This window comes from Burkholderia sp. IO2, assembly GCF_029522185.1.
Classification (GTDB): Bacteria; Pseudomonadota; Gammaproteobacteria; order Burkholderiales; family Burkholderiaceae; genus Burkholderia; species Burkholderia cenocepacia.
On sequence record NZ_JAKWFH010000030.1, the window covers coordinates 77,647 to 98,313 of the forward strand.

Consider the following 20,667-nt stretch of genomic DNA (forward strand, 5'->3'; position numbering starts at 1 on the left):
GATGATCCCGATCCCCACCCGCGATGCCGCCGCACGACGGCGCGCGGCCATGCTGCGCCGCATCGGCGCCGTTGCCGTGGCAGCCGCCGCCGTGTTCGGCTACCAGCGCATCGTCAATTCCGCGGAGCCGATGCGCACCGTGCCCGCACCGACGCTCGACGAAACGCCCGGCGCGTCGCACGACGAAACGGCCGTGCTCGCCGGCGGCTGCTTCTGGGGCGTGCAGGGCGTGTTCGAACACGTGAAGGGCGTGAAGCAGGTCACCGCTGGCTATGCGGGCGGCGCGTCCGAAACCGCGCACTACGCGCTCGTCGGCTCGGGGCTGACGGGGCACGCGGAATCGGTGCGGATCGTCTACGACCCGACGCAGATCACGTACGGCCGGCTGCTGCAGGTGTTCTTCTCGGTCGCGCACGACCCGACCCAACTGAACCGGCAAGGCCCCGACGAAGGCTCGCAGTACCGGTCCGCGATCTTCCCGACCACCGCACAGCAACGCGCGGTCGCGACCGCGTACATCGCGCAGCTCGGCAGCGCGCATGTGTTTCCGGCGCCCGTGGTCACGCGCGTGGAAGCCTACAAGGGGTTCTATTCGGCCGAGGCCTATCATCAGAACTACCTCGAACTGCATCCGGATGCGCCGTATATCGCGTTCAACGATCTGCCGAAGGTCGCCGGGCTGAAGCAGCGCTTCCCGGCGCTGTACCGTGCCGACGCGGTGCTGTGGCGCGAAGCGCGCTTGTGAGCCGCGGGTCACTCACCCTGCCGCGCGACGGGAGGCCGCCCGCCGCACAGCCGGGCCGGGCCGGGCCGGCCCGCCACGCCAGGCGCCGGCAGAGGCCGCTTTGCGCCGCATCAACGAATCGGCGGACGCGACGCCGGGGCAAACCCGCATCGTGTCCGCCGCGGCCGGCAACTTCGCGTAGACTTCTCCTGATCCTCGCCGCATGATGCGGCATCCGGACCACCCGCCCAGCCAGGAGGCGTCACGCATGCGCGCAGTGCCTTTGCCTGACAGCAATACCCTCGAAGAACCGTCCACCGGCGCGGTCGTGCGCGACCTGCGCCGCGTGCCCATTCACCCCGATCACTGGTACCCGCTCGCGTGGTCGCGCGAGCTCAAGCGCGGCAAGACGCTCGGCGTGCGCTTCGCCGGCGATCCGATCGTGCTCGTGCGCACCGAATCGGGCGCCGTGTATGCGCTCGAAGATCGTTGCGCGCACCGCCAGGTGCCGCTGCACGCAGGCGTCGTGAGCGGCGAAACGCTGCGCTGCTGCTATCACGGCTGGACCTACGCGTGCGACAGCGGCCGCTGTGTCGACGTGCCCTACCTCGGCCGCGAACGCTTGCCCAACGGCGTGCGCGCGTATCCGTGCCGCGAGGCGCACGGGCTGATCTTCGTGTTCCCGGGCGACGCCACGCTCGCCGAGGCACGGCCGTTCCCCGCGCTCGAATCGGCGGACGATCGAGCGTTCAAGACACGCCGCTTCGGCCGCGAAGTCAAGTGCCACTATTCGTTCATGCACGAGAACCTGATGGACATGAACCATCAGTTCCTGCACCGCAAGCAGATGGGCCAGATGCGCGCACGCTCCGTGGGCCGCCGCCGCGGCGACGACTGGGTCGAGGTCGACTACACGTTCGCGCGGATGGAAGGCAAGCAGCCGGTCGGCGAGGCGCTCGTGTTCGGTTCGAGCAAGAAGCCCGGCGACCAGGCCAACAAGAGCGTGATGACGGTGCGCACCGAGTATCCGTACCAGACGCTGCGGATCCGGTCGAGCGAAGGCACGCTCGTGATGGACCTGTGGATCGTCTACGTGCCGCTCGACGCGGAGCAGCGCACCAACCGCACGTTCGGGCTGCTGTCGATCCACAAGCCCGGCATCCCGTTCGCACTCGATCTCGCGTGGCCGCTGCTCGTGTGGTTCACCGAGCGCATCTTCCGCGAGGATCGCTGGATCGTCGAACGAGAGCAGGAAGCGCATGACCGGCAGGGCGCCGACTGGAATCACGAGGTGTTCCCGGTCATCAACGAGCTGCGCGACCTGCTGCGCCAGTGCGGCGCGCGCACCGTGATCCCGATCCGCGACGCGCGTGACAGCGCATGAGGCGACGCGCGCGTCTCGCCGCGGCGCGTGCGGTTACAGCATGAACGCGCCCGGCAGCAACGCGCGGGCCGTCGTGATCTCGACGGCCCCTTTCAGGTTGGTCAGGATCACTTCGATGTCGGGCTTGCCGATCTCGATGATCACCTGACGACACGCGCCGCACGGCGCGATCGGGCCGTCCGTGTCGCCGACGACCGCGAGCCGCGCGAAATCCCCGGGCCGATAGCCGGCGGCGATCGCCGCGAACAACGCCGTGCGTTCCGCGCAATTGCACAGTCCGTACGACGCGTTCTCGACGTTGCAGCCGTGGAAAACCGTCCCGTCGCGCGCCTGCAGCGCCGCGCCGACCTTGAAGCGCGAGTACGGCGCATACGCGCGCTCGCGCGCCGCCTTCGCCTGTTCGATCAGTTCGTCTCGTTCCATCGTGGTGAGGCCTCCGGGAGCAGGGTCAGTCGACCCGCTGGTAAAGGGTCGGCGGCGCTTCGCCCGTGTCGCCGAGCACGTAGCCGCGGCGAATCGCGTCCGCCGCGTGCGCCGCGGTCGCTTCGTCGCGGGCGTGCACGAAACCGAGCGGCTCGCCGGCCTCGACGCGTTGCCCGATCTCCGCGAGCGCCGACAGGCCGACGCTGACGTCGATCGCATCCTCCGCGCGCGTGCGGCCGCCGCCGAGCGCGACCACCGCCAGCCCGAGCGCGCGGCAATCGACGCGCTGCACCACGCCGCTCGCAGGCGCCGGAACCGGCACGATCACCGCCGCGCGCGCCAGATGCCGTGCGGGCGCATCGAGCAGGTCGGCGGGGCCACCGAGCGCGACGACCATGCGCGCGAAACGCTCGGCCGCCGCGCCCGAATCGAGCGCCTGCTGCAGCTTCTCGCGCGCGTGGCCGACGTCGCGCGCCAGCCCGCCGGTCACGAGCAACTCGGCCGACAACGCCATCGTCACGTCGTGCAACCGCGCGGGACGCGACTTGCCGGTCAGGTAGTCGATCGCGCACGCAACCTCGAGCGCGTTGCCCGCGCACGGCGCGAGCGACTGGTTCATGTCGGTGAGGATCGCGGTCGTCTTCATGCCGACGCCGTTGCCGACGTCGACGATGCTGCGGGCCAGTTCCGCCGATTTCTCCGCGGTCGGCATGAACGCGCCGGAGCCGACCTTGACGTCCATCACGAGCCCGTCGAGCCCGGCCGCGAGTTTCTTCGACAGGATCGACGCGGTGATCATCGCGACCGATTCGACGGTCGCCGTCACGTCGCGGATCGCATAGATGCGCTTGTCGGCCGGCGCGAGCCGCGCGGTCTGCCCGATGATCGCGACGCCGACCTCGCGCACCGTGCGACGAAACGCGTCCGTGGCGGGCATCACGTCGTAACCGGGAATCGCGCTGAGCTTGTCGAGCGTGCCGCCGGTGTGACCGAGCCCGCGCCCCGAGATCATCGGCACGTAGCCGCCGCACGCGGCCACCATCGGCCCGAGCATCAGCGACACGACGTCGCCGACGCCGCCCGTCGAATGCTTGTCGATCACCGGCCCGTCGAGATCGAGCGCGCGCCAGTCGAGCACGTCGCCCGAATCGCGCTGCGCGAGCGTCAGCGCGACGCGCTCGTCGGTGCTCAGGTCGTTGAAATACACCGCCATCGCGAACGCGGCCACCTGGCCCTCGGTCACGCTGCCGTCGGTCACGCCGCGCACGAACGCGGCCATCCCGTCGCGATCGAGCGGCTGCCCGTCGCGCTTCCTGCGAATGAATTCCTGCGGTAGAAACATCGTTGCCTCGCTTCGATCGGTCGGAGTCTACTGTCAATGCAGCGAGAAAAACAGGCCGGCAATCGCCGCGCTCATCAGGTTCGACAGCGTCGCCGCCGTCAGCGCGCGCAAGCCGAGGCGCGCGACGTCCGAGCGGCGCTCGGGCGCGACCGCGCTGAAGCCGCCGGCGAGAATCGCGATCGACGAGAAGTTCGCGAAGCCGCACAGCGCGAACGACACGATCGCGAGCGTCTTCGGGTCGAGCACCTGCAGGCCGGCCGCCGCCGCATGCGCGCCGCCCTTCAGGTACGGCGACAGGTCGCCGTACGCGACGAATTCGTTGAAGATCAGCTTCTCGCCGATGAAGTTGCCGGCCAGCGCCGCATCGTGCCACGGCACGCCGATGATCCACGCGAGCGGCGCGAACAGGTGGCCGATGATGCCGACCAGCGTGACCTGCGGAAAGCCCACGAACGCGGCCGCGCCACCGACGATCAGGTTCATCAGCGCGATGAGCCCGACGAACGCGATCAGCATCGCGCCGACGTTGATCGCGATGCGCAGCCCGACCGATGCACCGGAGGCGGCCGCCTCGATCACGTTGGCGGCGCGCTTGTCGTCGAAATCGAGACCGTCGACCACCACGCGGCTCGGTTCGACGGTCGGAAACAGCAGCTTGCCGAACAGCAGCCCGCCCGGCACCGCCATGAACGACGCGGCGAGCAGGTACTCCATCTTCACGCCGAGACCGGCATAACCGACCAGCACCGAGCCCGCGACCGATGCCATCCCGCTCGCCATCACCGTGAAGATCTCGGCGCTCGTCATGTTGCGCACGAACGGCTTCACGAGCGCGGGCATCTCGCTTTGCCCGAGGAAGATCGTCGCGACGGCCGAACACGCCTCGATGCGGCTCACGCCGAGCACCTTGGCGAGCCCCGCACCGAGGATCGCGACGATCCACTTCATCACGCCGATGTAGTACAGCACCGAGATCAGCGCGGTGACGAAGATGATCATCGGCAGCACGCGCAGGCCGAACACGAACCCGCCGTCGCCGAACAACTGGAACATCCGTGCGTCGACCAGACCGCCGAACACGAACGCGATGCCGTGATTGCCCATGTCGAGCACGCGGTTGACGCCGTTCGCGGCCGCGGCCAGCGCCGCGCGACCCGACGGCACGAACAGCACGAGCGCGCCGATCGCGAACTGCGTGAGCAGCGCGGCGATCATGGTCCGCCCACTGACCGCGCGGCGGTTGTTCGACAGCAGATACGCGACCAGCAACAGAAACAGCATACCGAGGAGACTGCGTAGAATATCCACCTTGTGCTCCTTTCTCACTATTTGAACTGTCCGGCGGGCGGCCCGTGCCCGCGACCCGCGTGATCGGGTTGGTGGATGTTACTCGCTCGATATGCACGCCGGCAACGTCGCCAAAATCGCCGCGACCAATGGCGTCGATCGTTTCTTTTTTCGTGCTTCGACGACTTGATCAGTTGTTCTACCTACCTCGTGAAAACGCGCGCGGGGCGCGCCGTTCGAACGGGCACGCCCCGCCTGCTACGCATCGCTCAACCCGCGCGTTCGACCGGATGGGGTTCGCGCAGCCGGTTCGCGATCCGCGCGGCCTCGTAGTAGCCGGCACCGGGCGGGCGCTTCAGGTAACGGCCCGCGCCGCGCACCGCGCGCAATTCACCGTCGGCCCAGGCGAGTGCGCCGCGCGTGAGCGTGTGCGTCGCGACGCCCTGCACGGTCATCCCCTCGAACACGTTGAAGTCGACCTGCTGGTGATGCGTGTTCACCGAGATCGTCTTCGTCGCGGCCGGGTCCCATACGACGAGGTCGGCATCGGCGCCGACCTGCACGGCGCCCTTGCGCGGATACAGGTTGAAGATCTGCGCGGCGTTCGTCGACGTGATCCGCACGAACTCGTTCGGCGTGATGCGGCCATGATTCACGCCGTGATGCCACAGCACCGACATGCGATCCTCGACGCCGCCGCAGCCGTTCGGGATCTTCGTGAAATCGTTGCGGCCCATCGCCTTCTGCGATGCGCAGAACACGCAGTGATCGGTCGCCGTCGTATGCAGCTGCCCCGACTGCAGCCCGCGCCACAGCGCCTCGCGATGCTCGGCGGAGCGGAACGGCGGGCTCATCACGTGGGCCGCCGCGCGCGTCCAGTCCGGGTCGCGATAGACGGCCTCGTCGATCACCAGGTGGCCCGGCAGCACTTCGCCGAACACGCGCAGCCCTTCGCTGCGCGCGCGCGTGATCACGTCGACCGCATCCTTCGCCGACACGTGCACGATATACACGGGCACGCCGAGCACCTGCGCGATGCGGATCGCGCGGTTCGCGGCCTCGCCTTCCACCTCCGGCGGCCGCGACAGCGGATGCGCCTCCGGCCCCGTCATCCCGCGCGCGAGCAGCGCCTTTTGCAGCTGGAACACGAGCTCGCCGTTCTCCGCGTGCACGGTCGGCAGCGCGCCGAGTTCGAGCGAACGCGTGAAGCTGTTCACGAGGATCTCGTCGTCGGCCATGATCGCGTTCTTGTACGCCATGAAGTGCTTGAAGCTCGACACGCCATGCTCGCGCACGAGCGTGCCCATGTCGCGGTGCACGCTGTCGTCCCACCACGTCACGGCCACGTGAAAGCCGTAATCGGAAGCCGATTTCTCGGCCCAGCCGCGCCATTCGTGGAATGCCTCCATCAGCGGCTGCTTCGGGCTCGGAATCACGAAGTCGATGATGCTCGTCGTGCCGCCCGCCAGCCCGGCGGCCGTGCCCGAGTAGAAATCGTCGCTCGCCCGCGTGCCCATGAACGGCAACTCCATGTGCGTATGCGGATCGATGCCGCCCGGCATCACGTACTGGTCGTGCGCGTCGACGACGGTCGCGCCGGCCGGCGCATCGATCTGCTCCGCGATCTGCAGGATCGTGCCGCCGTCCTGCGGGTCCGCGCAGAGCACGTCCGCGCGATAGGAACGGTCTGCATCGACCACGGTGCCGCCACGAATCAGGATTGCCATTTGCTTGCCTCCTCGTTGACTGTCGGGTGCCGCATGCCGCGTGCGAGTCGAAGCCGGCTCGCGCGTCATGCGCTCGCGATCTGCGCGCGCTGTCCGGCGCGCCACTTCATCCAGGTGCCGTACACGCCCGACGCCAGCACGAGGCCGACGAACCACGCGTACGTGTAAAGCGTGTTGAAGAACGCCGGCACGTTCGGGAACGACGCGGGAAACGCGGTATGCAGGAAGCCCGGCAGGTTCGGCAGCACGCCGACCGCGAGCGCGACCAGCGCGGCCGGGTTCCAGCCGCGCGCGTAGCTGAAGCCGCCGGCCTCGTCGAACAGCGCACGCGTGTCGAGCTGCGTGCCGCGAATCAGGAAGTAGTCGACCATCAGGATGCCCGCGACCGGCCCGAGCAACGCCGAATAGCCGACGAGCCAGGTGAAGATATAGCCGTCCGTCGTCGCGAGGATCTTCCACGGCATCATCACGATCGCGATCGTCGCGGTGATCATCCCGCCCGTGCGGTACGAGATCGCCTTCGGCCACAGGCTCGAGAAGTCGTACGCGGGGCCGACGAGATTCGCGGCGAGGTTGCAGCACATCGTGTCGAGCGTGAGGATCACGAGCGCGATGCCGACGCCGATGCCCGTCATCCGGCTCGTCAGGTCGATCGGATCCCAGATCGCGTTGCCGTAGATCACGACGGTTGCCGACGTCACGACGACCGACACCACCGACAGCAGCGCCATCGGCAGCGGCAGCCCGATCGACTGCCCGATCATCTGGTCGCGCTGCGAATGCGCGAAGCGCGTGAAATCAGGAATGTTCAGCGCGAGCGTCGCCCAGAAGCCGACCATCGCGGTCAGGCCGGGCCAGAAGGTCGCCCAGAACAGCCCGGCCTTCTTGCCGCCTGCCGCGAACTGCGACGGCGCCGACAGCATCGAGCCGAACCCGCCCGCCTTCGACGTCGCCCACCACACGAGCGCCACGCACATCACGACCTTGATCGGTGCGGACCAGCTTTCGAGCCAGCGGATCGAATCGGTGCCGTGCCAGATGAAGTACAGCTGCAGCGCCCAGAACACGAGGAAGCACGCGAGCTGCCCGAACGAGATGCCGACGAGCGGCAGCGCCGCGCCGTGCAGCGCGTTGCCGGTCAGGATGTTCAGCAGCGTGTAGATCGCGCTGCCGCCGAGCCAGGTCTGGATGCCGTACCAGCCGCAGGCGACGATCGCGCGCAACAGCGCCGGCAGCTTCGCGCCCTGCGTGCCGAACGACGCGCGCACGAGCACCGCGTACGGGATTCCGTGCTTCGCGCCCGCATGGCCGATCAGCAGCATCGGCACGAGCACGATCAGGTTGCCGAGCAGCACCGTCATCACCGCCTGCCACGGCGACATGCCTTCCTGGATCAGCCCGGCCGCGAGCATGTACGACGCGATGTTCATCACCATCCCGACCCACAGCGCCGCGAAGTGGTACCACTTCCACGTGCGCTGCGCCGGCGTCGTCGGCGCGAGATCGTCGTTGTACAGGCTGCCGCCGTGCGCCGCGGCGCTGTCGGGATCGGCGGGATTCGCTGCGTGATTCATCGAACACACTCCACGAAAACGTCAACGCCGGCATCGTGCGATGCCGGCCCGGGTGGAACGAAAGGCGGCGATGCAGGATGACCCTGCCTCGCCGGACGCCGGTCAGGCAGCCTTCTTCGCGTGCTTATCCGGTGCCGCCGCGCCTGCACCCGCCCCCGCCTCCGCGCTCGCCGGATTGTTCGGATGCGTGGTCCAGTTCGCGTAGTCGCCCGAATCGACGCGCTCCATCGTGATGCATTGCTCGACCGGACACACATGCATGCAAAGATTGCACCCGACGCACGCCGAATCGACCACTTCGAAATGCCGCACGCCGTCCTTCGTCGCCGTGATCGCCTGGTGCGAGGTGTCCTCGCACGCGATATGGCACAGCCCGCACTGGATGCAGCGGTCCTGGTCGATGCGCGCCTTGATGTCGTACTTCAGGTTCAGGTATTTCCAGTCGGTGACGTTCGGCACTGCGCGGCCGCGGATGTCGTCGAGCGTCGCGTAGCCCTTCTCGTCCATCCAGTTCGACAGCCCGTCGGCGAGATCCGACACGATCCGGAAGCCGTAATGCATCGCGGCGGTGCACACCTGCACGCTGCCGGCGCCGAGCACCATGAACTCGGCCGCGTCGCGCCATGACGAGACGCCGCCGATGCCCGAGATCGGCAGGTTCGGCGTTTCCGGGTCGCGGGCGATTTCCGCGACCATGTTCAGCGCGATCGGCTTGACCGCCGGCCCGCAATAGCCGCCGTGCGTGCCCTTGCCGTCGACGGTCGGCATCGGCGCCATGTGGTCGAGATCGACCGCGACGATCGAGTTGATCGTGTTGATCAGTGACACGCCGTCCGCCCCGCCCTTGTACGCGGCGCGCGAGCCCATCCGGATGTCGCTGATGTTCGGTGTGAGCTTCACGAGGCACGGCAGCTTCGTGCCCTCCTTCACCCAGCGCGTGACCATCTCGACGTATTCGGGCACCTGCCCGACCGCCGCGCCCATCCCGCGCTCGCTCATCCCGTGCGGGCAACCGAAGTTGAGCTCGACCGCGTCGGCCCCGGTATCCTCGACGAGCGGCAGGATCCATTTCCAGTCGCGCTCGTTGCACGGCACCATCAGCGACACGATCAGCGCGCGGTCCGGCCAGTCGCGCTTCACCTGCGCGATCTCTCTCAGGTTCACGTCGAGCGGACGGTCGGTGATCAGCTCGATGTTGTTCAACCCCGCGATGCGCTGGCCGTTCCACTGCACGGCGCCGTAGCGCGAACTGACGTTGACGACGTGCGGGTCGAGCCCGAGCGTCTTCCAGACGACGCCGCCCCAGCCCGCCTCGAATGCGCGATTGACGTTGTAGGCCTTGTCGGTCGGCGGCGCGGACGCCAGCCAGAAGGGATTCGGCGAAGTGATGCCTGCGATGGTGCAGCGAAGATCGGCCATGTTCGGCTCCGTGAGAATGGGGTCGTGTTCGGTGTGCCAGCGGGACGCCGCGCGTTCAGGCTGCCTTCGCGTCGCGCGCGGCGAGCGTCGCGTCGATCGACGCGGCCGCGCGCTTGCCGTCCTGCACGGCCTGCACCGTGAGATCGATGCCGTCGGTCGCCGCGCAGTCGCCGCCGGCCCACACGTCCGGCAGCGCCGTGCGCCCGTCCGCATCGACCGCGATCCGCGTGCGGTCCGAAGTCAGCAACGTGGCCGCGATGCCGTCCGGCACGAGCGTCTGGCCGATCGCCTTCAGCACCATGTCCGCGTCGATGGTGAAGCGCTCGCCCGATGCGCCCTCGAATTCGACGCCCGTCACCTGCCCGTCCGTGCCCACGATACGCACCGGCTTCGCGTGCGTGACGAGCGTGACGCCGCTCTTTTGCGCGAACTCGCGCTCGGCCCACGTCGCGCTCATCGCGTCGACGCCGCGCCGGTACACCATCGTCACGCGCTCGGCGCCGAGCTTGCGGCTCTGCACCGCCGCATCGATCGCCGTATTGCCGCCGCCGATCACGACCACGCGCCGCCCGACCGGCACGTTCGCGAGCGCGTCGGCCTGCCGCACCTGCGCGATGAAATCGACCGCGTTCATCACGCCGCCCAGTTGCTCGCCGTCGATCGCGAGCGCGCGCACGCCACCGAGCCCCATCGCGAGGAATACCGCGTCGTGCTGCTCGCGCAGCGCATCGAGCGTCACGTCGCGTCCGAGCGCCGCACCGGTTTTCAGCGTGATGCCGCCCACCGACAGCAGCCACTCGACCTCGCGTTGCGCGAAATCGTCGACGGTCTTGTACGCGGCGATCCCGTATTCGTTGAGGCCGCCGGCCTTCGGACGCGCGTCGAACAGCGTGACACGATGCCCGGCGAGCGCGAGCCGGTGCGCGCACGCGAGCCCGGTCGGCCCCGCGCCGACCACCGCCACATGGCGGCCCGTCTCCGGCGCGCGCCGGAACTGCACCGCGCCGGTCTGCATCGCCCAGTCGGTCGCATGCCGCTGCAGCGCGCCGATCGCGACCGGCTGCGCATCCTGATGGTTGCGCACACAAGCGCCTTCACAGAGGATCTCGGTCGGGCACACACGTGCGCACATCCCGCCGAGCGGATTCGCGGACAGGATGTCGGTCGCGGCGCCTTTCAGGTTGCCGTTGCCGATCTTGCGGATGAAGCTCGGGATGTCGATCTGCGTCGGGCACGCGTGCACGCACGGTGCGTCGTAGCAGTAATGGCAGCGGCTCGCGGCGGCCGCCGCCGCGGTCGGATCGAGCAGCGGCGCGATATCGGCGAATTCGCACGAGAGTTGCGTGGACGACAGGCGATGCGCGGCGATATCGCCGGTTGGCTGGGTGGTCATACGCGTTCCTTCGGCTGGGTGGAGACAAAGCCGTCCCCGCCGGCTGCGAATGCACAGTCGGGGCGGTCATGCTTAGGCATGCAAATTTCTGACGACAGGCAGCCTCGCGGCTGCTACGGCCGACCCATCATGAAGCCGGCTCGCATGCGCGCGACAGCATCGCGTGCAGCAGCACGTTCGCGCCGGCCTCGATCCATGCGGGCGTCGCGTCCTCGATCTCGTTGTGGCTGATGCCGTCGACGCAGGGCACGAACACCATCGACGTCGGCGCGACCTGCGCGAGATAGCACGCGTCGTGGCCCGCGCCCGACACGATGTCGCGATGCGAATAGCCGAAGCGGTCGGCCGCGCCGCGCACGGCCGCCACGCACGCGGGATCGAACGCGACCGGCTTGTAGTAGAAAATCTGCTCGAGCTCGGTGTCGAGCCCGATGTCGGCCGCGATGCGCGCGACTCCGTCGCGCAGCGCCGCATCCATCTTCGCGAGCACGGCGTCGTCCGGATGACGGAAATCGACGGTGAAGAACACGCGGCCCGGAATCACGTTGCGCGAGTTCGGGTGGACCTGCATCATGCCGACCGTCGCACAGCCGAACGGCGCATGATCGAGGCCGATCCGGTTGACGAGATCGACCACGCGCGACGCACCGAGCAGCGCGTCGCGGCGGCGCGGCATCGGCGTCGGCCCCGCGTGCGCTTCCTGGCCGGTGAACGTGATCTCGTACCAGCGCTGCCCCTGCGCGTCGGTCACGACGCCGATCGTCTTGCATTCCGCTTCGAGAATCGGCCCCTGTTCGATATGCAGCTCGAACGCCGCGTGCAGCTTGCGCCCGCCGCACGGCACGTCGCCCGCATAACCGATGCGCGCCAGTTCCTCGCCGATCGTCTTGCCGTCGACGTCCTTGCGCGACAGCCCGTATTCGAGCGGGAACACGCCCGCGAACACGCCCGATGCGACCATCGCGGGCGCGAAGCGCGAACCCTCTTCATTGGTCCAGATCACGACCTCGACGGGATGCTCGGTCTCGATGCCGTGATCGTTGAGACTGCGAATCACTTCGAGGCCGCCGAGCACGCCGTAGATGCCGTCGAAGCGTCCGCCGGTCGGCTGCGAATCCGCGTGCGAGCCCGTGACGACCGGCGCGGCGTCGGCCACGCGGCCCGCGCGGCGCATGAACACGTTGCCCATCGTATCGACCGTCACCGTGCAGCCGGCCGCCTTCGCCCAGCCGACGATCAGGTCGCGGCCGGCCTTGTCGAGATCGGTCAGCGCGAGGCGGCACACGCCGCCTTTCGGCGTCGCGCCGATTTTCGCGACTTCCATCAGGCTGTCCCACAACCGCTTGCCGTCGACCTTGATCGACGTGTCGAAAGCTGCCCGCTTCACTGTTTCCGATACCGCGTTCATTCGTATCGCTCCTGTGGGGTCGGTGATGTCGTCAGCCCGGTCTGTGCCGGTGCGTGTGATGCCTGTTTCGAGGGCACACCGCCCGGATGCGGTGCATGTCCCCGTCGATTCGCGAAACGCGCAAATCCTGTCCGATTGGACAGGTTTTAGACGATCAAAATGACCAGCGCAACGTCTTTCTTGCGTGACGCGATGGAGCGAGAAACGTGCCACCGCAACGCAGCATCGCGGTGGAATCGCGGCATCCGGATGCGTGCGCGCGACGCGAATCAGCAGCTAGAATGAAGCCCAACGCGGCATGGCCGCCGCGCGAGGGACACGATGAGACATGACGAGGCGGCGATCGAAGCCACCGACCGGGACGAAACGCCCGCGCCTTTGCGGCGACGCAAGGCACACATTCGCGAGTCCAACGAAGCCCATCTGCTCGCGTGCGCGGAAGCCGTATTCGCGGAACGCGGGCTCGCCGGCGCCAGCACCGCGATGATCGCGGAGCGCGCGGGCCTGCCGAAGGCGAATGTGCACTACTACTTCCCGACCAAGCTTGCGCTGTACCGCCGCGTGCTCGACGACCTGTTCGAGGACTGGCATCGCGCGGCCGGCTCGTTCGAGGCCGGCGACGATCCGGTGGAGGCGATCGGCAGCTACGTGCGCGCGAAGATGGCGCTGTCGCAGCGGCGCCCGCTCGGCTCGAAGGTCTGGGCCAACGAGATCATCCACGGCGCGGAACACATGCAGGACATCCTGTCGCAACGCGTGAAGCCGTGGTTCGACGCGCGCATCAACGTGATCGACGGCTGGATCGCGCGCGGACTGCTCGCGCCGATCGACCCGCATGCGCTGATGTACCTGATCTGGGCGACCACGCAGCACTATGCGGATTTCGATGCGCAGATTCGCGCGCTGAGCGGCAAGCGCGCGTTCACGAAGAAGGCGTTCGACGACAGGACCGAACAGGTCGTGCAACTCGTGATTCGCGCATGCGGCGCGGTATCGCCGAACGCGAAGTCGTAGCGCGACACGGCGATCAACCAAATAAAAACGGGCGGCGCGCACCACACGGAAGGTCCCGTGCGATACGCGCCGCCCGCGATGCCACGGACGGACGAACGATGCGTCGCGTTACGCGAGGCGCTCGATCGCGACGGCCGTCGCTTCGCCGCCGCCGATGCACAGCGATGCGACGCCGCGCTTCAAGCCGTACGTTTCGAGCGCGGCCAGCAGCGTCACCATCACGCGCGCACCCGATGCGCCGATCGGATGCCCGAGCGCGCATGCGCCGCCGTGCACGTTGACCTTCTCGTGCGGCAGGTCGAGGTCGCGCATCGCGGCCATCGGCACCACCGCGAACGCTTCGTTGATCTCGAACAGGTCGACGTCGCGCAGGTTCCAGCCGGTTTTCTCCGACAGCTTGCGCAGCGCGCCGATCGGCGCGGTCGCGAACAGGCCGGGCTTGTCCGCATGAGTCGAATGCCCGACGATCACGGCCTTCGGCGTGAGGCCGAGGCGCTCGGCTTCCGAGCGACGCATCATCACGAGCGCGGCCGCGCCGTCCGAAATCGACGAGGCGTTCGCGGCCGTCACCGTGCCGCCGTCGCGGAACGCCGGCTTCAGCGTCGGGATCTTGTCGAGTTTCGCCTTGCCCGGCTGCTCGTCGATCGACACGACGCTTTCCGTCTTGCCGGCCTTCACGGTCACCGGCGCGATTTCCGACACGAAACGCCCTTCCGCGATCGCGCGCTGCGCCCGCGTCAGCGACGCAATCGCGAACGCATCCTGCGCTTCGCGCGTGAACTGGTAGGCCTGCGCGCAATCCTCGGCGAAGGTACCCATCAGGCGGCCCTTTTCATACGCGTCCTCGAGCCCGTCGAGGAACATGTGGTCGAGCACCTGCCCATGACCCATGCGCATGCCCGCGCGCGCCTTCGGCAGCAGGTACGGCGCATTCGTCATGCTCTCCATCCCGCCCGCCACGGCCACGCCCGCCGAACCCGCCAGCAGCAGGTCGTGCGCGAACATCGCGGCCTTCATCCCGGAGCCGCACATCTTGTTGACCGTGGTCGCACCCGCGGCGAGCGGCAGCCCGGCCTTCAGCGCGGCCTGGCGCGCCGGCGCCTGGCCCTGGCCGGCCGGCAGCACGCAGCCGAACACGATCTCGTCGATGCGCTCGGCGGACACGTTCGCGCGCTCGAGCGCGGCGCGAATCGCCACCGCGCCAAGGTCGCTCGCGCTGGCCGCCGCCAGGTCGCCCTGAAAACCGCCCATCGGCGTGCGCGCCGCGCCCACGATTACGATCGGATCCTGAGTCGTCATGATTCGCTTCCTCCAGTGTCAGCGCGGTGCCATGCGCAACGCGCCATCGAGACGGATAACTTCGCCGTTCAACATCGTGTTCTCGGCGATGTGGCGCACCAGCGCCGCAAATTCTTCCGGGCGGCCGAGCCGCGGCGGGAACGGCACGCTCTTGCCGAGCGCGTCCTGCACGTCCTGCGGCATGCCGGCCATCATCGGCGTCGCGAAGATGCCGGGCGCGACCGTCACGACGCGAATGCCGAAGCGCGCGAGCTCGCGTGCGATCGGCAGCGTCATGCCCACCACGCCGCTCTTCGACGCCGCATACGCAGCCTGTCCGATCTGCCCGTCGAACGCCGCGACCGATGCGGTATTGACGATCACGCCGCGCTCGCCTTCCGCGTCAGCGTCCTGCTTCGACATCGCTTCGGCGGCCAGCCGGATCATGTTGAACGTGCCGACCAGATTGATCGACACCGCGCGCGCGAAGCGGTCGAGCGAATGCGGGCCGTCGCGGCCGACGACCTTCTCGCCCGGCGCGACGCCCGCGCAGTTGACGAGCACGTCGACGCGGCCGAACGCGTCGCGCGCGGCCGCGACGGCGGCCTGACCATCGGCTTCGCTCGTCACGTCGGTCTTCACGAAGCGCGCGGCCGCGCCGAGTTCGTTCGCGAGGCTCGTGCCCGCCTCGTCATTGACGTCCAGCAGCACGGCTTTGCCGCCCTGCGCGACGACCATGCGCGCCACCGCGGCGCCGAGGCCGGAACCGGCACCGGTAATCAGAAAAACGCGATCCTTGATATTCATTCGCAGTCCGTATTCAGGGTTGAGCGGCCTTCTCGGCTTCCATCTTGCGCAACACGAAGCGCTGGATCTTGCCGCTCGGGGTTTTCGGCAGCGCGTCGACGAAGTCGATCGCGCGCGGATAAGCGTGAGCGGACAGCCGCCGCTTCACGTGCAGACTCAATTCCTCGGCCAGTTCCGGCGTGCCGTCGAACCCTTTCGACAGGACGACGAACGCCTTCACGATCTCTGTGCGCTCCGGATCGGGCACACCGATCACGGCAGCCTCGCTGACGGCCGGATGCTCGATCAGCGCACTTTCCACGTCGAACGGGCCGATCCGGTAGCCGGACGACGTGATCACGTCGTCCGCGCGGCCGATGAAGCTCACGGTGCCATCCGGCTCCAGCTCGACGTTGTCGCCGGTCCGGTAGTAGCCGCCCGCGATCGCCGGCGTGTCCTGCTGCCAGTAGCCGCGGAACCACAGCAGCGGCGAGCGCGCGATGTCGATCGCGAGGTTGCCGGGCTCGCCGGGGCCAAGCTCGCGGCCGGCTTCGTCGAGCACCGCGACACGGTAGCCCGGCATCGCGAGGCCGGCCGAACCGGCATGGATGACGTGCGTGAGGCCGTGATGATTGTTGACGACCATCCCGAGTTCGGTCTGGCCGTAGTGGTCATGGATCGGCGCGCCGAGCGCCGCGTGGAACCAGCGCACGACTTCGGGATTCAGCGGCTCGCCGGCACTGCTGACCACGCGCAGCTGGCCTTTCAGCCGTGCGGCCGCTTCGTTGCCGGCCGCCATCAGCATCCGGTACGCGGTCGGTGAACCGGCGAGGCTCGTGATGCCGAGTCGCTCGATCACGTCGTAGGTGCTCTCGACCGTGAAGCTGCCCTCGTACAGCGTCGTCGCATGACCAAGGAGCAGCGGGCCGGTGATCGCGTAATAGAGCCCGTACGCCCAGCCCGGATCGGCGATGTTCCAGAACCGGTCGCTCGCGCGCAGGTCGACCGCTTCGCGCATGTACGCGCCGAACGCGAGCAGCGCGTACAGCGGCACCGGCACGCCCTTCGGCAGGCCCGTCGTGCCCGACGTCGACATCATCATGAACAGGTCCGCCCCCTTGCGCAGCACCGGCTCGAACGTATCGGACTGCGCAGCGAGCGCCGCGCGGAAATCGATGTCGTGAGCCGGCAGCGTCTCGCCTGCTTCGCGCACCGTCGCGACCGTCGGACAGTCGGCAATTTCGTCGAGCTTCGCGCGATTCGCGACGTTGGTCACGACCAGCCGCGCGCCGCTCATGCGCAGCCGGTGCTCGATCGCCTTCGGGCCGAACGCGGTAAACAGCGGCTGGTACACGGCGCCCGCGCGCCACGTGCCGAGGATCGTCGCGACGAGTTCCGGCGTGCGCGGCAGCATGCCGGCCACCACGTCGCCCGGTTTTACGCCCTGCGCGACGAGCAGGTGCGCGACCCGGGCCGACAACGCCTGCATCTGCGCGAAGGTGAAGCGATGGTGCTGGCCGCCGGCGTCGATCCAGTCGAGCGCGATCGCGTCCGCCTTCGCGTGCCGGTCGCAGCATTCGACACACGCGTTCAGGCCGCGCTCCAGGTCGCCGTCCAGTTGCGCGGCGGCGGTCTCGATACTGAACCGGGCCACGGCGTCGGCGTAGGCCGGCACCGCCCGGGCGGTAGCTCCTTCAGGCATGCGTGTCTCCTGTGCGTTATGGCCGCCGGCGAGCCAGGGGCGCGACGGGGATACATCGATAGTAGACAGCCCCTACATTGCAATCAATGACAAACGGAATCTAGAATCGTGATCGCTTTTGCCATGTCGGAGGACGCAGGAAAATGGGGCCGCAGATGATTTCGCCGGATTTCGTCGACGATGCGCTTGCGTGCCTGCGCCGGCGCGGCCTGCCGACCGCGCCCGTGCTGCGTGCCGCGGGGCTGCCGGCCGCCGTGCACGAGCCCGTCACGCCGCAGCAGTACGGCCGCCTGTGGCTCGCGATCGCCGGTGCGCTCGACGACGAGTTCTTCGGACTCGCCGCGCGCCCGATGCGGCGCGGCAGCTTCACGCTGCTGTGCCACGCGGTGCTGCGTGCCGGCACGCTCGACAAGGCGCTGCGGCGCGCGCTGAAGTTTCTGCGCGTGGTGCTCGACGAGCCGCACGGCGAGCTCGTGGTGGCCGACGGGCAGGCGCAGATCGTGCTGGCGCAATCGGGCGCGCCGTACCCGGCGTTCGCGTACCGGACGTTCTGGCTGATCCTGCTTGGCGTCGCGTGCTGGCTGATCGGCCGGCGCATCCCGCTGCAGCGCATCGATTTCGCGTGCCCGAGCGCCGGCCAGCGCAGCGACTATCACCAGTTCTTCGGCGTCCCCGTGCATTTCGACCGGCCCGACAGCCGGCTCGCGTTCAACGCCGCGTACCTCGCGCTGCCGACGATCCGTTCCGAGCAGGCGCTGAAGACCTTCCTGCGCGGCGCGCCCGGCAACCTGCTCGTGCGCTACCGGCACGACACGGGCTGGGTCGCGAAGACGCGCGCGCATCTCAAGGCGCGGCCGGCCGCCGAATGGCCCGACTTCGACACGCTGGCCGTGCGCCTCGACACGACGCCCGCGACGCTGCGGCGGCGTTTGCGCAGCGAAGGGCAAAGCTTCGCGGCGATCAAGGACGAGTTGCGCGGCGCGCTCGCGCAGTCGCTGCTGCGCGGGCACGCGCTCAGCGTCGCGGAGATCGCGGCCGAGCTCGGCTTCACCGAGCCGAGCGCGTTTCATCGCGCGTTCCGGAAATGGACGGGGACGAGCCCCGGTGCCTTCCGGCGCGACGTGCATGCGGCTCAGGCGGAGTCTTGAATGGCTGATGGATGTGGAGCGCCTCGTCATGTGCCGTCGATACGCTCCAGTCCGGTTTCTTCTGCGTTCCGGTGCGAATCCGCGCGGCGTTCACCGCACCGCGGAGCCGGCACGACGTTGCGCCGCGATCCGTCAGACCACATACTGGTCGGCCTGTCCGGACGAGGTTGCGTCGATGGTGAATGTCGATCAGGGCGCCGCTTCGATCTTCGGCGCGATCGGAACGGCCGTGTCGTTGCTGGCGGCGATTCCTTACGCGCTCGCGATCTATCGGCGCACCGTGCGCCCGCATCTGTTCACGTGGCTCGTGTGGTCGGTCGTCACGGCGATCGCGGCTGCCGGCCAGTTCGTCGCGGGCGCGGGGCCGTCCGCGTGGTGCACGGCGGCGATCGCCGTCACGTGCTTTCTGACGCTGATCGCCAGCCTGTTTCGCGGCGAACGCGGCTGGACGGGCCTCGACTGGCTGTTCCTGTGCGCGGCCCTGTCGGCCATTCCGCTGTGGAAGCTGACCGACGATCCGACGGTGTCGATCTGTCTGGTTACGCTGATCGAGCTTGCCGGCCTCGGCCCGACCGTGCGCAAGACGATCCGCGATCCGTGGAGCGAGAGCCTCGCGTATTTCGCGCTATGCGTGCTCAAGTACGCACTGGCGCTGCTGGCACTGAGCACGTGGAGTGTCGCGGTCGCGTTCTATCCGGCCGTCAACCTCATCGCGTCGATCGGCATCTGCATGGTGATGCTGGTCCGGCGTCAGTCGTTGTCGAACGCGCGGTAGGCTGCGTTTGTCACCGCCATGCCGCTCCCCTTCCGAAATGATGCGAGGCCTGACATGGACGCAATCCGTACCGTCATCGAACCCTATGAGACCGCGCTCCGCACAGCGATGCTGAGCAACGACGTCGAAGCGCTCGACGCGCTGCTGGACGACGATCTGGTATTCACCGCCCCGACCGGCCAGGTCATCTCCAAGGAGGACGACCTCACCGCGCATCGGGCGAAGCTTCTGTGTCTCGACACACTCGACGTCCTCGAGAGGCGCGCATGCGCGATCGACGAGATGATCCTGACCACGACGCGAGCGACTCTCGCCGGACATTTCGATGGCGCGGCATTCGCCGGCACGTTTGCCTATACGCGTGTCTGGCGTCGATCGGGCGCCCACTGGCGTGTCGTCGCCGGACATGCGTCGCAGGTCATGTAACTGCGACGGGCGTGTGGGGATGCATAGTGTCGAGCAAAGCCGCTGCGAGCAGCCGGCCGTCGACCGGACGGTGAGATGCCGCGATCCCGACGATGCACTGATGAAGGCGCGACACGGTGTCGACAATGACGAGAGACGAAATGCACAAGCTATTTACCGTGCGTTCCGCGCGTGCCGCGGACGCAGACGAACTCACGCGACTGGCGCGCCTGTCGAAAGCGCACTGGGGCTATCCGAAGGAATGGCTGGACGTGTGGCAAAACGATCTCACGATCTCGCCGGAGACGATCGAAGGGGCGATCGGTTATGTCGCGGAATCAGGCGAGTCGATCATCGGGTTCTGGATCCGAGCATCGTTGAATTCGGATCGACCAACACCCGGATGGCTGTTCGTTCATTCCGATCACATGGGTCAGGGTGTCGCCCGTGCGCTGTGGGAATCAGTTCGGACCGAGGCCGCTGCGAGAGGAATCAAGCGCTTTGTGATCGAAGCAGATCCCAATGCCGCGCCGTTCTATCTGACACTGGGGGCTGAAAAGATCGGCGAAAAGGAATCGAGCGCTATCCCGGGCAGATTTTTTCCGATCTTGCGGATCATGGTCTGATGGGTGAGGAGATCGCAGCAAGATGGCTCACTGCGTACGGTTGACGGGATTGGGCTACCGACTGCGGCAAGCATGCTTTTGGGCACGCCAATGCAAAAACCCCCGCCTGTTCGGGCGGGGGTTTCTGGCTTAGGGAGCCTGACGATTACCTACTTTCACACGGGAATCCGCACTATCATCGGCGTAGAGTCGTTTCACGGTCCTGTTCGGGATGGGAAGGGGTGGGACCGACTCGCTATGGTCATCAGGCAA

Annotated in this window: 18 protein-coding genes and 1 rRNA gene; 7 read left to right on the forward strand and 12 right to left on the reverse strand. The window is 68.0% G+C overall.

The window, feature by feature from the left end; all coding sequences use genetic code 11:
- Position 1 precedes the first annotated feature (1 nt).
- Entirely contained in the window at positions 2–745 is a 744-nt protein-coding gene (gene msrA / locus MMB92_RS20175) for a peptide-methionine (S)-S-oxide reductase MsrA (protein ID WP_062885883.1), read from the forward strand.
- Between the two features lie 247 nt (positions 746–992).
- Positions 993–2,108, forward strand: a complete 1,116-nt coding sequence (locus MMB92_RS20180) for an aromatic ring-hydroxylating dioxygenase subunit alpha (protein ID WP_006485640.1) — start codon at positions 993–995, stop codon at positions 2,106–2,108.
- A gap of 33 nt (positions 2,109–2,141) precedes the next feature.
- Here MMB92_RS20180 and MMB92_RS20185 read toward each other — a convergent pair whose 3' ends face one another.
- The 8 genes from MMB92_RS20185 to MMB92_RS20220 form a co-directional block, all read right to left on the reverse strand.
- The gene (locus MMB92_RS20185; RefSeq protein WP_006485641.1) at positions 2,142–2,531 is read right to left on the reverse strand and encodes a cytidine deaminase; all 390 of its coding nucleotides are present in this window, start codon (positions 2,529–2,531) and stop codon (positions 2,142–2,144) included.
- A gap of 25 nt (positions 2,532–2,556) precedes the next feature.
- Positions 2,557–3,873, reverse strand: coding sequence for a thymidine phosphorylase (gene deoA, locus MMB92_RS20190; protein WP_062885884.1), 1,317 nt, complete (start codon positions 3,871–3,873; stop codon positions 2,557–2,559).
- A gap of 33 nt (positions 3,874–3,906) precedes the next feature.
- A complete protein-coding gene (locus tag MMB92_RS20195) occupies positions 3,907–5,181 on the reverse strand; it encodes a NupC/NupG family nucleoside CNT transporter (protein WP_048985671.1) in 1,275 nt (424 codons plus the stop codon).
- A gap of 248 nt (positions 5,182–5,429) precedes the next feature.
- Positions 5,430–6,887, reverse strand: coding sequence for a dihydropyrimidinase (hydA, locus tag MMB92_RS20200; RefSeq protein WP_006485639.1), 1,458 nt, complete (start codon positions 6,885–6,887; stop codon positions 5,430–5,432).
- Positions 6,888–6,952: 65 nt separating this feature from the next.
- Positions 6,953–8,461 carry an NCS1 family nucleobase:cation symporter-1 gene (locus MMB92_RS20205; RefSeq protein ID WP_034203769.1) on the reverse strand — a complete coding sequence of 503 codons (1,509 nt, stop codon included), beginning with the start codon at positions 8,459–8,461 and terminating at the stop codon, positions 6,953–6,955.
- Between the two features lie 102 nt (positions 8,462–8,563).
- Positions 8,564–9,880 carry an NAD-dependent dihydropyrimidine dehydrogenase subunit PreA gene (gene preA / locus MMB92_RS20210; RefSeq protein WP_034203770.1) on the reverse strand — a complete coding sequence of 439 codons (1,317 nt, stop codon included), beginning with the start codon at positions 9,878–9,880 and terminating at the stop codon, positions 8,564–8,566.
- 55 nt (positions 9,881–9,935) lie between these two features.
- Positions 9,936–11,273 carry an NAD(P)-dependent oxidoreductase gene (locus tag MMB92_RS20215; protein ID WP_062885885.1) on the reverse strand — a complete coding sequence of 446 codons (1,338 nt, stop codon included), beginning with the start codon at positions 11,271–11,273 and terminating at the stop codon, positions 9,936–9,938.
- Between the two features lie 127 nt (positions 11,274–11,400).
- Positions 11,401–12,681, reverse strand: a complete 1,281-nt coding sequence (locus MMB92_RS20220) for a Zn-dependent hydrolase (RefSeq protein ID WP_006498608.1) — start codon at positions 12,679–12,681, stop codon at positions 11,401–11,403.
- Positions 12,682–13,002: 321 nt separating this feature from the next.
- Between MMB92_RS20220 and MMB92_RS20225 the strand changes: the two genes are divergently transcribed.
- Positions 13,003–13,695 (forward strand): TetR/AcrR family transcriptional regulator, encoded by a 693-nt coding sequence (locus MMB92_RS20225; RefSeq protein ID WP_006485720.1) that lies wholly within the window; start codon positions 13,003–13,005, stop codon positions 13,693–13,695.
- Between the two features lie 108 nt (positions 13,696–13,803).
- Here MMB92_RS20225 and MMB92_RS20230 read toward each other — a convergent pair whose 3' ends face one another.
- The 3 genes from MMB92_RS20230 to MMB92_RS20240 are packed head-to-tail and all read right to left on the reverse strand — an operon-like array spanning position 13,804 to position 17,461.
- Positions 13,804–14,994, reverse strand: coding sequence for an acetyl-CoA C-acetyltransferase (locus tag MMB92_RS20230; protein WP_034203774.1), 1,191 nt, complete (start codon positions 14,992–14,994; stop codon positions 13,804–13,806).
- A gap of 18 nt (positions 14,995–15,012) precedes the next feature.
- Positions 15,013–15,780: a 3-hydroxyacyl-CoA dehydrogenase gene (locus MMB92_RS20235; RefSeq protein ID WP_006483642.1), complete on the reverse strand. Its 768-nt coding sequence runs from the start codon at positions 15,778–15,780 to the stop codon at positions 15,013–15,015.
- A 13-nt stretch (positions 15,781–15,793) separates the two neighbouring features.
- The gene (locus tag MMB92_RS20240; RefSeq protein ID WP_062885886.1) at positions 15,794–17,461 is read right to left on the reverse strand and encodes an acyl-CoA synthetase; all 1,668 of its coding nucleotides are present in this window, start codon (positions 17,459–17,461) and stop codon (positions 15,794–15,796) included.
- A 143-nt stretch (positions 17,462–17,604) separates the two neighbouring features.
- On the opposite strand from MMB92_RS20240, the gene MMB92_RS20245 reads away from it, so the two are divergent.
- From MMB92_RS20245 to MMB92_RS20260, 4 genes are all read left to right on the forward strand, one after another.
- Positions 17,605–18,609 carry an AraC family transcriptional regulator gene (locus MMB92_RS20245; RefSeq protein WP_034203776.1) on the forward strand — a complete coding sequence of 335 codons (1,005 nt, stop codon included), beginning with the start codon at positions 17,605–17,607 and terminating at the stop codon, positions 18,607–18,609.
- A 175-nt stretch (positions 18,610–18,784) separates the two neighbouring features.
- Positions 18,785–19,384: a hypothetical protein gene (locus tag MMB92_RS20250; protein WP_006491465.1), complete on the forward strand. Its 600-nt coding sequence runs from the start codon at positions 18,785–18,787 to the stop codon at positions 19,382–19,384.
- Positions 19,385–19,438: 54 nt separating this feature from the next.
- Entirely contained in the window at positions 19,439–19,810 is a 372-nt protein-coding gene (locus tag MMB92_RS20255) for a nuclear transport factor 2 family protein (protein WP_277562891.1), read from the forward strand.
- A gap of 140 nt (positions 19,811–19,950) precedes the next feature.
- Positions 19,951–20,415 (forward strand): GNAT family N-acetyltransferase, encoded by a 465-nt coding sequence (locus MMB92_RS20260; protein WP_171984186.1) that lies wholly within the window; start codon positions 19,951–19,953, stop codon positions 20,413–20,415.
- 136 nt (positions 20,416–20,551) lie between these two features.
- Here the strand turns inward: MMB92_RS20260 and rrf are convergent.
- A 5S ribosomal RNA gene (gene rrf / locus MMB92_RS20265) occupies positions 20,552–20,664 on the reverse strand.
- Between the last annotated feature and the right edge of the window lie 3 nt (positions 20,665–20,667).

Coding starts and splice junctions, on each gene's coding strand:
- MMB92_RS20185 (WP_006485641.1), bottom strand. CDS start 2,531: ATGGAACGAGACGAACTGATCGAACAGGCGAAGGCGGCGCGCGAGCGC.
- hydA (WP_006485639.1), bottom strand. CDS start 6,887: ATGGCAATCCTGATTCGTGGCGGCACCGTGGTCGATGCAGACCGTTCC.
- MMB92_RS20205 (WP_034203769.1), bottom strand. CDS start 8,461: ATGAATCACGCAGCGAATCCCGCCGATCCCGACAGCGCCGCGGCGCAC.
- MMB92_RS20240 (WP_062885886.1), bottom strand. CDS start 17,461: ATGCCTGAAGGAGCTACCGCCCGGGCGGTGCCGGCCTACGCCGACGCC.
- MMB92_RS20220 (WP_006498608.1), bottom strand. CDS start 12,681: ATGAACGCGGTATCGGAAACAGTGAAGCGGGCAGCTTTCGACACGTCG.
- MMB92_RS20255 (WP_277562891.1), top strand. CDS start 19,439: ATGGACGCAATCCGTACCGTCATCGAACCCTATGAGACCGCGCTCCGC.
- MMB92_RS20180 (WP_006485640.1), top strand. CDS start 993: ATGCGCGCAGTGCCTTTGCCTGACAGCAATACCCTCGAAGAACCGTCC.
- MMB92_RS20250 (WP_006491465.1), top strand. CDS start 18,785: ATGGTGAATGTCGATCAGGGCGCCGCTTCGATCTTCGGCGCGATCGGA.
- MMB92_RS20225 (WP_006485720.1), top strand. CDS start 13,003: ATGAGACATGACGAGGCGGCGATCGAAGCCACCGACCGGGACGAAACG.
- MMB92_RS20215 (WP_062885885.1), bottom strand. CDS start 11,273: ATGACCACCCAGCCAACCGGCGATATCGCCGCGCATCGCCTGTCGTCC.
- MMB92_RS20260 (WP_171984186.1), top strand. CDS start 19,951: ATGCACAAGCTATTTACCGTGCGTTCCGCGCGTGCCGCGGACGCAGAC.
- preA (WP_034203770.1), bottom strand. CDS start 9,880: ATGGCCGATCTTCGCTGCACCATCGCAGGCATCACTTCGCCGAATCCC.
- msrA (WP_062885883.1), top strand. CDS start 2: ATGATCCCGATCCCCACCCGCGATGCCGCCGCACGACGGCGCGCGGCC.
- MMB92_RS20235 (WP_006483642.1), bottom strand. CDS start 15,780: ATGAATATCAAGGATCGCGTTTTTCTGATTACCGGTGCCGGTTCCGGC.
- MMB92_RS20245 (WP_034203776.1), top strand. CDS start 17,605: ATGGGGCCGCAGATGATTTCGCCGGATTTCGTCGACGATGCGCTTGCG.
- MMB92_RS20230 (WP_034203774.1), bottom strand. CDS start 14,994: ATGACGACTCAGGATCCGATCGTAATCGTGGGCGCGGCGCGCACGCCG.
- deoA (WP_062885884.1), bottom strand. CDS start 3,873: ATGTTTCTACCGCAGGAATTCATTCGCAGGAAGCGCGACGGGCAGCCG.